An 11,326-nucleotide genomic window follows, 5' to 3' on the forward strand; every position below is an offset into this window, starting at 1 on the left:
AAAAACATCCGTCCTCTTTTCATCTTTTATTAAGTAAACGCTTCCTTAAAAATTGCTTGAAAATACTTGATGACAAGCGAAAATATTGTGCTATAATGATTATCATTCTCAATTAAAAGAATTTCAAGGAGGAAGAATAGTGAAAAATATATATATGTGGGCTGGACTCTTGCTTCTACTCATGGGGACAGCAGGCTGCTCGCAGCAGGAAGGGCAATCTCAAACTTCTCAAGAGAAAACGGAAGGAAATGTGGTGGAACATGATTTGGGTACGACAACGGTGCCTGAGAATCCGGAATCCGTGGTCACCCTTGAACTTGGATTTACGGAAACCGTTGCGGCAGTTGGTGTGGTTCCTGTTGGTGTAGCGGATGATGAACGTCCTGAGCGGATTGCTGATTCAACGATGGAAATAATCGATGGATATACGTCTGTCGGTGCTCGTTCTGAACCAAGTCTTGAAATCATCCGTATGTTAAACCCTGATTTAATTATCGCTGATTCGGCCCGTCATGAAGCGATTTATGACGAGCTGAGTGACATTGCTCCAACGATTGCTGTGGTCAACGATACGGCCGACTATAATGATGTATTAGAAGTGACTGAAACGATCGGTCTTGCTTTGGATCGTGAGGAAGAAACCGAGCAGCTGCTGACCGATCATAAAGAAGCTGTCACTGACTTGAAAGAACGTTTGGCGGATGCAGACGGGACGGTGCTTCAAGCGCAATATACAAGCAGCAACATTTTTGGTGCCTCTACGTCTTCCTATTTCATGCCGAGTTTTATGAAAGAGATCGGGCTTGACTACGCTCTTGAAGATGAGAACGAAACATCTCAGGATTTAACGATTGAACAACTATTGAAGATTAACCCGGATACACTTCTGCTTACGAAAAATGAAGACGATCCTTCTGTAAAAGAACAGCTGGAAGGGGATGCATTATGGAATAAACTGTCTGCCGTTAAAGAGAATCGTGTTATTGAGCTGGATCATAACGATTGGTCGCGCCGCCGCAGCATTCCAGCTGTCAATGAACGGGTTGAGGACTTCAGTAAAATCTTTGCCCCAACGTCTTAAGAAAAGTTAAAACTATATAGTAGGTGAGTTCATGCGTGACAGAAAGATTTTCACTGTCTTCCTCTCTGTGGTCCTTTTACTGCTGGTGAGTTCATATTTCTCTTTAAAAGTGGGGGCCTTCTCGTTTACCGCCGGTGAACTGTTTCGTTTCATCACGGAGGGTGGAGCCTCTGATCAAGCACTTGTCCTCCGCGATGTGCGGATTCCACGCCTTTTCGTGACCATTCTGGTAGGTGCCAATTTGGCGGTGGCAGGCGCACTCGTTCAAAATTTAACTCAGAATCCGTTAGCCTCCCCAAGTGTCCTCGGGATTAATGCGGGAGCTTCATTGTTTGTGGTGGGCTCGATTGTCTTCCTGCCGACTATAACAGGGTTATCCCTTGTAATCGCTGGTTTTGCTGGAGGCGCATTGGCTGCAGCTTTAATTTTTTTCATGAGTGCGATTCTTCAGGGAGGGCGTATGCTCGTCAAGATTGCGCTTGTTGGAGTAGTCCTCCAGTCCCTTTTCGCTTCAGCTACGCAATCCATCATGCTCTTTAACGATGAATCCATTCATCAGATTCTCGTATGGTTAACAGGAACGGTTGCCGGTTCGACATGGGAGGACTTGACGGTGCTTACGCCGGTGACGATTGCAGGGATTGGATGTTCGCTGTTGATGGTAAAAGTCTTATCCGTCCTCTCCCTTGGAGAAGATATAGCCAGTGGTTTAGGACAGCGAGTAAGACTCCAAAAGTCGCTTGTGATCCTCATAGTTGTTTTCCTTGCTGGGGCTTCCGTGGCGTTTACAGGACCGATTGGCTTTATTGGTTTAATCGTACCGCATATTGTGAGGTTTTTGATCGGGCCGTCCCATCCGCTCATGCTTGTGGTCACTGCGCTTATGGGATCGGCTCTGCTTGTGCTTGCCGATGTGGGTTCGCGCTTTATTTCTTTTCCATCTGAAACACCAGTAGGTATTGTAACGGCTCTGATAGGCGCTCCTTATTTTATCTATCTTGCTCGTTCAACCAAACGCTAGAAAGGATACCGTATTATGATGAAACGCCATCCTAACTTGATCCTCGCCATTTTAGCCGTGGTTCTCTTCTTTCTTGGGGTCATTAATGTTGGAATCGGGGATATTTTTATCCCTCCCCTTGATATTATTCAAATGCTCACGGGGCAGGGAGATGTAAATGAACGCTATATTGTCTTCAACTATCGTGCCCCGAGGATCTTGCTTGCCATCTTAATTGGCGGGGCGCTGGCTGTAGCCGGGGTTATTATGCAAACGATCTTAAATAACTCATTGGCCGCCCCGGATACACTTGGTGTCTCCGGAGGTGCCGCTGTAACCGCACTGGCTGTCGTCAGCATCGGCCCATCGATGTCGGTTTTCTCTGTCAGTTTCGCCGCTTTTATCGGCGGGGCTTTAGCCGCTTTTTTTGTTTATATCTTAGCCTATAAAGATGGAGCTGACCCAGTCCGCCTTGCACTCGTCGGTATTTCTGTAAGCGCGCTGTGTGGGTCAGGTGTAGAGCTTGCCCTGTTAAAGATGAATGCGAATGCTCAAACCTCCTTACTTTGGTTAAATGGCAGCTTATTTGGCCGCAGCTGGGATCAAATCCAAACAGCCCTCCCCGTCATTATAGGAGCGATACTCGTTCTGCTTTTATTCACTCGTACGCTCGATTCATTAAAGCTTGGCGGACAGGTAGCGGCCGGGCTTGGTGTATCAGTCGAGAAAGTAAAAATTGCTCTGCTGGGGTTCAGTACACTGCTGACCGGGGCAAGTGTAGCCGCTGTTGGCATGATTGGTTTCGTAGGCTTAATCAGTCCGCATATTACAAGGCAGCTGGTTGGATCGCAGCACCGATACCTCTTGCCTGCCGCCGCTCTTGTGGGGGCGGTTCTATTGCTTCTTGCCGATACCATTGGACGCAGTGTGCTTCAACCACTGGAGATTCCAGCGGGGATTGTAACGTCGTTATTAGGTGCTCCTTATTTTCTCTATCTCTTGTATAGAGAGTCTAAAATGGGAAGGCAGTCCGTCTCTTGAGCTCGTTTACAGTACAATCCTGGCGTTCAATCTAGGTAGAACTCAATGCTTTATTTTCTTGGCCTCACCTTCCTGATCACATCAGGCTATATCCTCTACTTTAAATTGGTAAAAGAAGGAGACGAAGAACAGCCAAGCTACAAGATCCTGCGAAAACTTGGCTTCACCCAAAAAGACCTTCTGCAGGGAATCCTCCAAAAGCAGCTGTTCAACTTTGGAATTCCGCTTGTCATCGGCCTCCTGCCCAGCTACTTCGCCGTCCAATCCGGCTGTTTCTTCTTCGGAACCGAGCTGTGGACACTGATGATCATTGTGATGGTGCTGTATGCCGCACTGGACTCGATCTTTGGGTTTTGTCGGTGCTGCACTATAAGAAAGTGATTCGGATGTCGCTTCAGTAAATACAATTGAATAGGAAAATCCCCTGTCCTGGATGCTGTGAATCTTCTTTCTCTGTTTATTAGAGAAGCATCTTGATTAGGACAGGGGATTTTTATTATAGAAACTTAATATCCCATTGCATCCTGTAAGAATGAGGTGAAAACAACGTGTATACTTTCAGTAACTGCCAAATTCTTTCCTGATCAGCAGAAATTATTCGAAAAAAATAAAATTTAAGGAGTAACTACTAACGGGAATCCACAAAAATCGTTTTTTTCTTAATTTGAAATCAAGAATCATACTTCCAATAAAACAGCTAATCGAGTTTCATGGGTGAAATTTTACTAATTATTTTCACAAAGAACCTTTGACAAATTTAGAAAGACGGTTCACAATAATCTTCCAATCAGAAATTGGTTTTATCTTTTCAATTTCAAGAAAATCAAGAATTTCAAATTTTAATGGCTTAAGATATACATCAATAATAGTATTTATTATATTTGTTGAATAATTGGCTTCTTGATTTATCTTGTTGGTTAAGTATCCAAAGAAGTTTCTTTCATAGTCCTCTGTACCGATGTCATAATGAATCATATTCCTCAATTCACTACATTCTTCTTTAATTTCTTTTTCATATTTTTCTATTAGTCGTTTTACTCTCCCATCACCTTTATTATTCCATTCATTAAATTTTTTTGCGGAGTGATTTCTTAAATTTTAATAAATTATCCAAAATTTCATCTGTCTTTAAAGTTGTTAATCTCAATATTATATAAGAATCTAAATAAATAGGATTTTTCAATTTAATCAAATATCTGTCCCTGAGCCAAATTATATCGTTTATTTCTTGTAAACTAAAAATCAACCTAAGTATAAAGGTATTTGTTAAATCATTATCTGAAGAAAATAAAGCTTTATGATTTATATCCCTACATTTATACGAATCCTCGGCGTATATTCTGTCAAGGTTGTAAGTACTAGTAGGTAGGCTTATGTCAAAAGTATTTTCAAATGATAGTGCTAATTGTGCGCTTATTTCACCAATATATATAGCAAAAGAAAGAGTCCTATCTCTGATTTGTTCTTCTTCTTCGAAACTAGGAAAAGGTAGATTACCTGTATCAAGAAGAATGTACGCTATATAAAGAGTACTACCAACAACTTCATCATCTTCATTAAAATAAAATCCTATATTATTCACATCTTCGCCATAAGCATTAATATGATAATCTAGAATTTTTCGATACATTTTTTGATTCTGGCCTCTTTTTTTTATATAGAGATGAATATGGTTTCGAATTGTAGATACTCGTTCATCTATTTCAATAGAGTCTGTAAAAAAAGCTATTGAAATCTCATCAATGATTAAACATATATCTCTAAGTAACGAATGCACATGTGAACAGGTAAATTCCTTATTACCATTTATATTCAATATAAACCTGTGAATCGCTTGTAAATCTGTATAAGCTGTAAGAACAATACTTGAATTAATAATATCACCTTCTTTCCAGTTTTATTTAACACATACTCTTTTACTATACATTAGTTGAAAGTGTATAAAGATTATAACAACAGTAACTCTGTCGCTCGTTTCTACTTTTCCCTATATAGTGCTCGTTAACAAGCTCCTAAAATACTATCACTACTAGGGGAGAAATGTACCCTTCGTACGTTATAAAACGACAAAAAAGCACTCACATTGAGCGCTCCTTTAAAATACCAAGCCAAACATATAATATGTTCCTACTAAGAAACCAAGAGATGAGACAATTGAAGCAATGTTATTTGGGATTCTCATTTGCAACAATACATATTTTATAAGCAAAACGAGCATAAAAGGGATTAATAGTATGATTGCTAAATTCATTGCTAACTCATTAAGGGTGGGTGCAGCATTGCTAAAATTAATATTCATTACTTTACCTCAACTAATGTATTTAATATATTTTTCATCGGTTGAAATGTATTGAATGTTAACTTACTCCACCAAATTTCTTGCTCACTTTTTCATTCGCTCTTTCCACATACTGTTGGACGGTAAGTTGTTTCTAAATGCGTAATTCAGTGTGTGAGCTATCTGAAGAAGATAGCATTCTTTTTCTCTACATACTTAATAAAGCTGCCAGCGTCGTTCTTCTTTCAATTAATCTAAGTTTGGTCTTATGTCGATAATAGGGAGCATTTATAAACCTTATACGGTGATGCAACTTTACGGTATTAAAAAAGTATGTATTGATAACCAGTGAGTGAAACTTTATTTGGTTATTATGTTAATACTAGGGTGGTTTCTAAATACGTTTAAAGCTTTCGTAAATTCTGAAGGTTCGATGATACTTAAGTTGATATTACCTTTTATAAATTCTTCTTTATCTTTAAACGTTGCAAATATTGGAGGATGACCGCCATTATCTCTAACTAATTGTTCATATGCTCTATACCTTTTAAAGCTGACGGTGCCATATCATAAATGAAGTCATCGTACAAATTCTTTAAAAATATCATCGAAATTTTAACGTGAGGATTTATGTCAATTAATGGTGCCATTTATTTAATATCTTTTCTAGCATGTTTCCATCCACTAAATTTAAGCAACGTTTCTTTTATGGCAAAGATACCATTAGTCTCGGTTAAGCTTTCACTAATATGACCTAGAGGAAAATCATAATGCACAGCATACTGGCGCATCATTGCCATAAACCTATATGAAATATGACTATCGTAAAACTCACTTGTTTTCTCTGTAAACCTCTGCATTCTAGCTTTACAAAAATGTTTTTTATCGTGTCTTTCACCATAGTCTATAAACATTGAAAGGGCAGACAAATAATTTATAACTAGTCTATTTTTTTGGTGATCTGCCATTATATATTCATCTATTTTTGCCACATAAGACAAAAATTCTTCTCCATTACTTTCAAATAATTCATAGACATTCTTCATAGCATTAACTTTGTGAACTTCATATAAGAGCTGGTAGTGGAAATCATATTCTTCTTTAGGTATATGCTTCTTAATAGTGAATTAGTGGAAGCCATTATTATATTCTTTGAAGCCTATGGCATAAATCATATATGGAAACACTCCTTTAAAAATATGATACCTCTTATGCCTAGACCTCCATTATTCTAAGTTCTTCCAAAAGCTTCTCCGCATAATCTATGTCCGCCATAATACATGTATGAAGTGCCCCCTTATTTGTCTTAAAATGTTCTGCTACCGTCTTTAATCCTCTTCTGATTTCTTTACTGGTCGGAGGTGAACATTGATGTGTATCATAGTACTCAAGTTCTCCGTATCTCGCCTTATAAAATGATACCTTTTCAATATTCATATACGTGTAATCAAAATCTAATTCATCTGACATTGTCTTTTTAGCTAATTCATTTAATAAATAATATCCAATCAGTTGTAAATTATCGTTTTTCTTTAATGATTTATCCTGAGATGTTTTAAAATCATATAGTGTTCCGTCTATAAATATATCTGCATCCGCTCCACTTACAAGAGCTGAACCTACACCAAATACAGGATTAAATATAACGTGACTATTCTTATTAATTATTTCGGGAATCATAAATTTCTCTTCAAAGACTTTCATAAGTTTATCGAGCTCGTATATTACTTCAGAGGGTGCACCTTCAAATAACACATAATCTATATCTATAACTTCTTCTTTCATTATTCTTCTTCTTTTAAGCTGTTCTAACTTTGCTAAGTGTACAGCAATCTCATATATGCTTGAAATAGGGGAGGAGGCATCTTTAACAAATTCACCAAGTTGATTAAACCAGCTAAAATAAGGCTGGTAGTGTTCTAATTTTCTTTCAAGAAACTCTGGTCTTGTGCTTAACTTTTTATAGCCACTTAGCGCAACAAGCCCCCTATGAACATCTTCTCTTTTTAAAAACTGCCCTACCCTAAACCTAGACAAATAATCAAATGCAGTCCCTACTAAAGAAGAATCATAAGGGTTTGATAATTCATTCGATACTAATATGCTGTATTCGTCAGAAAAAGGGGATTTCCCGCTAAGTGTGTAATACTTTTCTTTTGGTGGCTCTAATGACAACAGAATATTTTTAAACTCTTTATCTCTCTTTTTATTGCTGTTCAATATGCTTGTCAAAGACATACTTTATCTCTCCTTTAATTAAATTATGTATTTTAAATGGAATCAAAGATGTGTTTTAAAGAATGTATTTATTCAAACCAATTATAACAAAAAATGGTATAATAGTAGATAAGGAGGTGATAAACAATGAGCGATTTAAAAAAACCTGGTATGGATAATCAAACTCCTGGGGAATACAAAGAAGTTGGACCAAGAGGAGGCGAAGTTACTAACTCACGTACCGTTAAAATCGGTAAAGGTGATCGACTCCCACCAACTCAGGAAGAAGGGAATAAATGGATAAAGAAATGATAATTATGTTTTGAACTACCTGAAACGTTTTAAGATAACGTTTCAGGTGGTTCTTTTTTTAAAAGGTGAGAGTTTCCATATCATTCATACATTTCGGAATAAAACCTTATACCTGTCTGAAAGTATATAAAAGCCAATCCAACTTCTAACTATTTGGATGGCTTAATCGCTTACAGAACTAAACCTTATCAGTTTAATCTTTAATAGGTAAAAGTCGCAAAATACCTGCTTACATTATTCTAGATATATTTAAATGCCTCATTTTAAATTTTTTAACGCTTCCCGCCTGCTTAGCGGCTTTAACTCATGTAAGGAAACAAACTCTTTCACAGCTAAAGGATTTGTTTTCGCGTATTCCCTCAATACCCACCCTATCGCTTTTTGAACAAAAAACTCTTCACTGTCAGCTCTCTTCAAAATATAGTGAAATAAACGCTTTTCGTCTGTTTTATTTTTATAATAAAGCTGATAGAGCAGCGCTGATCGTTGCAGCCAAATATTCTCATCTAAAATCCATTGATCTGCACATTGAGAAATCAGTGCTGGATAAGCTGTAAATAGATGCCCCATTATATGAGGCGAAAGCACATCGACCGTATCCCACCATGACTTCTTAACGATTAAAGATTTCAACCAAGGCATATCCTCAGGGGTAAGGTCTGCTTTTACCTTTATTAATAGATCGAGAGCTGCTTTTTGATACTCTCTTTCTGAACGTTCCCATAAAAGAAGGATGATAGATTCCAGATTTTCTTTTGTCGGTACACCAAATTCATTGAAAAACTGCTTCGTAAGTTTTCTTCGTAAGGGTGTTCGAATCCCTAAAAATTCAAATTGGTTCCTCATATAGTTTTTAGACCAGTCAGCATACTCCATTTCAATATGCTGGTTATATACCTTCACAAGCTCATCCACATACTTTTCATTTGATATCATTGCAATCACCTATATTCTAATTTTTACAGCTGTTCTTCTTTTCTTCCCCTTTAATGCTAAATATTTACTCGCTAAAGTACCTCTTTCTTAAATTCACATACCCTTCAACCTCCTGCCAATACTCCTTCTCATTTTGGGGAACAGGGATCCAATCTTTATCAGGCCAATTTTTTTGGACTTCTTCGAAGGTTTTATCTTTTAAGTATTCACGGTCTACAGTACAGCCCTGCAGTTTCCTTATCGGCTTTAAAAAGATGTAGCCATCGGACACTTCCTTGAGTGTGAAATTCTTATAAGGGACAGGATGGTAGTTGACATCGGGGATATCGCCCATGACCGTGTTCTCCAGATCAAAGCCGCCTGGTTTATTGTCTACGTTCTCCATAACCGTTTCGATCGTTTGGATTCCTCCTGTGGTATCAGGTAGCAGCGTGTCGATATTTACAGCGGGCTGATGCATCAAAATCGTACATATTTTTGAACCGAATTTTTTATATAATCGGTTGCCGAATCCGTTTCCCTGGAGAATGTAGAACTGGTCCGCATTATAATCAAGGACAGGATTCTTAGGCTTTGTAAAGGCGTGTGGTGTCCCGGTTAATACAAAGAGCTTTTCAGACTTGGCCAAAATTTCTCTTTCAACAAGACCGGCCCTGAAGGCAGCGATGTTTCCTTTATGAAATACCTTCCTTAAGCTAATGGGCGTTCTTATACCCGAAAAACCTTCCCAGTTATAAATGTAACTCAGGTTTACTATTCTGAATTTTTGTGCGTCCTTTGGTAAGGACCTGTTCAATTTCCATGCAGCTTTATAGATCTCGGCATATTCCTTATAAGCCCATTTCACATTGTAGTTAAACAATAAGTTCCTTGCTTTTGTCTCGTCATATTCTTCACTGTTAATCAGCCTGTCTAAGTCAGCCTGATCTTCACTTGCCCCAAACTCCATCCCGAGGTGATACACGCCAGACTGATATAATAAAGGAATAAGATTAATGACTAGATCAAGGGTGTCTTTTACAGCGTGGTCTTCCCCTAATAATATGACCTCATGTTCTTCAAACTTCCTTAGGATATACTGCTCCGGAGTTAAGAGGTTTTCTTTTAAATAGTTGATATACTTTTGCATAGGTACACCTTCCTTTTTATAAACTGAAAAGCCCATTCATCATGCGGGAGGAACTCAAACTTCCACCCGAATTTTTATACATCCTTACTTTAAGAGATTACCAATGATGATAGTTTAAGTTAATTAAGGCAAAAAGCGCTTTTTTTTGATCTTTATCCAAAGCAATTTATGATGAGGAAATTGAATGAGGAAACCCTGAATAAGGCCACTCCATTACTATAGTACATTTTATTTAGCCATAAAGGTCTGATATAATTACATCTATCTAATTTGAACTTTCTGTTTATAATTCTTTTGTAACAGTGTCTTCAATGAAGTAAATGACCTATTTTGAAAGGAAGTTAAAGATGAATTCACCATCTGATTATAGCCGCCTCGCCCTCCACAGGTTTAAAAACTTTGATGAAGCTGCTGAAAGTATCCTGCATACGATCAGTGAACTATTGGACATTAATACGTTATTTATTGCAAAAAATGATACCAATACTAATGAAATAGTTAAAGTCGTAAATAAAAATGAAACCTTGTTAAGCGAAGGCGACACCTCCCCTTTTAACGATACATTTTGTAAGCTGAGTGTGGATCATGGAAATGAGGTGCTCCTTATTCCGGATATTACTCAAAATGAGCAATCTAAAGAGCTGAACGTGACGGAGACATTTGGAAGAGGAAGCTTTGTCGGCGTACCCATCTATTATGAGGATGGCAGAAATTACGGTACGATTTGCGGTCTGGATACCCATTATTTTGATTTATCCGAACGTGATAAACGATTGTTTCAAACCATGAGTTCATTACTCTCTTATGTATTAGAATTGGATGAGGCTACGAAGCAGATAGAAGACTTATCTGCACCACTCGTTCCGATCACAAAGGGAGTAGCCATTTTACCCATCATTGGGAATATTGATTTAAACCGAGTAGAAAGGATTACAGAGCTGACCCTGCTCAAGAGTCAGCAGCTGTCCCTGGATACGATCCTCATTGATTTATCCGGCATCACCCGAATGAATGATGAAGTCGTAACGTATCTGATGCGAATCGTAGATTTATTGGATTTAGTAGGAATTATTCCAATTCTAACAGGCCTTCGTCCGGAAACGGCTATGCAGGCCATTCGTTCACATGTGGATGTCAATCAATTTCAGATTGAATCTACTGTTGAAAGCGCGCTGATTAAAATTGGATTTGAACTTCGGAGAAACCAGAAGTAAAACGTAAGTAGAGCGCTCCTTTTGGTCATCCAGGATCAAAAACGCCGAATCCAAGCTCTTCTGTTGAGACCATGTTTTGAAAAAAACCCACATCCAGCAGTAGCTGGAGTGGGTTTTT

Annotated in this window: 10 protein-coding genes and 1 pseudogene; 6 read left to right on the plus strand and 5 right to left on the minus strand. The window is 38.1% G+C overall.

Translation table 11 applies throughout. From position 1 onward, the window contains the following. The first annotated feature begins 139 nt into the window (after positions 1–139). The 4 genes and pseudogenes from ACQCT8_RS15165 to ACQCT8_RS15180 form a co-directional block, all read left to right on the plus strand. Positions 140–1,081: an ABC transporter substrate-binding protein gene (locus ACQCT8_RS15165; RefSeq protein ID WP_426872419.1), complete on the plus strand. Its 942-nt coding sequence runs from the start codon at positions 140–142 to the stop codon at positions 1,079–1,081. A gap of 31 nt (positions 1,082–1,112) precedes the next feature. Further along, the gene (locus ACQCT8_RS15170; RefSeq protein ID WP_426872421.1) at positions 1,113–2,102 is read left to right on the plus strand and encodes a FecCD family ABC transporter permease; all 990 of its coding nucleotides are present in this window, start codon (positions 1,113–1,115) and stop codon (positions 2,100–2,102) included. A gap of 15 nt (positions 2,103–2,117) precedes the next feature. Further along, complete coding sequence (locus ACQCT8_RS15175; protein ID WP_426872423.1) at positions 2,118–3,122, plus strand: FecCD family ABC transporter permease; 1,005 nt, start codon at positions 2,118–2,120, stop codon at positions 3,120–3,122. Positions 3,123–3,176: 54 nt separating this feature from the next. Next, positions 3,177–3,523, plus strand: a pseudogene (locus tag ACQCT8_RS15180) (bacitracin ABC transporter permease); the annotation flags it as partial. A gap of 665 nt (positions 3,524–4,188) precedes the next feature. Here ACQCT8_RS15180 and ACQCT8_RS15185 read toward each other — a convergent pair. The 3 genes from ACQCT8_RS15185 to ACQCT8_RS15195 all read right to left on the minus strand — a co-directional run bounded on the left by ACQCT8_RS15185 (position 4,189) and on the right by ACQCT8_RS15195 (position 7,638). Further along, positions 4,189–4,752, minus strand: coding sequence for a hypothetical protein (locus tag ACQCT8_RS15185; RefSeq protein ID WP_426872425.1), 564 nt, complete (start codon positions 4,750–4,752; stop codon positions 4,189–4,191). A gap of 1,298 nt (positions 4,753–6,050) precedes the next feature. Then, on the minus strand, positions 6,051–6,446 hold the full coding sequence (locus tag ACQCT8_RS15190) for a hypothetical protein (protein WP_426872426.1): 396 nt from the start codon (positions 6,444–6,446) through the stop codon (positions 6,051–6,053). Positions 6,447–6,615: 169 nt separating this feature from the next. After that, entirely contained in the window at positions 6,616–7,638 is a 1,023-nt protein-coding gene (locus ACQCT8_RS15195; protein ID WP_426872428.1) for a hypothetical protein, read from the minus strand. Positions 7,639–7,764: 126 nt separating this feature from the next. On the opposite strand from ACQCT8_RS15195, the gene ACQCT8_RS15200 reads away from it, so the two are divergent. Then, on the plus strand, positions 7,765–7,929 hold the full coding sequence (locus ACQCT8_RS15200) for a YjzC family protein (protein WP_426872430.1): 165 nt from the start codon (positions 7,765–7,767) through the stop codon (positions 7,927–7,929). A gap of 258 nt (positions 7,930–8,187) precedes the next feature. On the opposite strand, the gene ACQCT8_RS15205 is transcribed toward ACQCT8_RS15200, so the two are convergent. Both ACQCT8_RS15205 and ACQCT8_RS15210 read right to left on the minus strand, forming a co-directional pair. Then, the gene (locus tag ACQCT8_RS15205) at positions 8,188–8,865 is read right to left on the minus strand and encodes a DNA alkylation repair protein (RefSeq protein WP_426872432.1); all 678 of its coding nucleotides are present in this window, start codon (positions 8,863–8,865) and stop codon (positions 8,188–8,190) included. 64 nt (positions 8,866–8,929) lie between these two features. Beyond that, a complete protein-coding gene (locus ACQCT8_RS15210) occupies positions 8,930–9,994 on the minus strand; it encodes a ChaN family lipoprotein (protein ID WP_426872434.1) in 1,065 nt (354 codons plus the stop codon). 347 nt (positions 9,995–10,341) lie between these two features. On the opposite strand from ACQCT8_RS15210, the gene ACQCT8_RS15215 reads away from it, so the two are divergent. Beyond that, positions 10,342–11,208: a GAF domain-containing protein gene (locus ACQCT8_RS15215; protein ID WP_426872436.1), complete on the plus strand. Its 867-nt coding sequence runs from the start codon at positions 10,342–10,344 to the stop codon at positions 11,206–11,208. Positions 11,209–11,326 lie beyond the last annotated feature (118 nt).

The organism is Jeotgalibacillus proteolyticus (assembly GCF_050107735.1).
GTDB lineage: Bacteria > Bacillota > Bacilli > Bacillales > Jeotgalibacillaceae > Jeotgalibacillus > Jeotgalibacillus proteolyticus_A.

What these genes read in the sequence shown, in the direction of transcription:
- ACQCT8_RS15205 (WP_426872432.1), bottom strand. Translation starts at nt 8,865, where the DNA reads ATGATATCAAATGAAAAGTATGTGGATGAGCTTGTGAAGGTATATAAC.
- ACQCT8_RS15215 (WP_426872436.1), top strand. Translation starts at nt 10,342, where the DNA reads ATGAATTCACCATCTGATTATAGCCGCCTCGCCCTCCACAGGTTTAAA.
- ACQCT8_RS15170 (WP_426872421.1), top strand. Translation starts at nt 1,113, where the DNA reads ATGCGTGACAGAAAGATTTTCACTGTCTTCCTCTCTGTGGTCCTTTTA.
- ACQCT8_RS15175 (WP_426872423.1), top strand. Translation starts at nt 2,118, where the DNA reads ATGATGAAACGCCATCCTAACTTGATCCTCGCCATTTTAGCCGTGGTT.
- ACQCT8_RS15185 (WP_426872425.1), bottom strand. Translation starts at nt 4,752, where the DNA reads ATGTATCGAAAAATTCTAGATTATCATATTAATGCTTATGGCGAAGAT.
- ACQCT8_RS15190 (WP_426872426.1), bottom strand. Translation starts at nt 6,446, where the DNA reads ATGAAGAATGTCTATGAATTATTTGAAAGTAATGGAGAAGAATTTTTG.
- ACQCT8_RS15195 (WP_426872428.1), bottom strand. Translation starts at nt 7,638, where the DNA reads ATGTCTTTGACAAGCATATTGAACAGCAATAAAAAGAGAGATAAAGAG.
- ACQCT8_RS15210 (WP_426872434.1), bottom strand. Translation starts at nt 9,994, where the DNA reads ATGCAAAAGTATATCAACTATTTAAAAGAAAACCTCTTAACTCCGGAG.
- ACQCT8_RS15200 (WP_426872430.1), top strand. Translation starts at nt 7,765, where the DNA reads ATGAGCGATTTAAAAAAACCTGGTATGGATAATCAAACTCCTGGGGAA.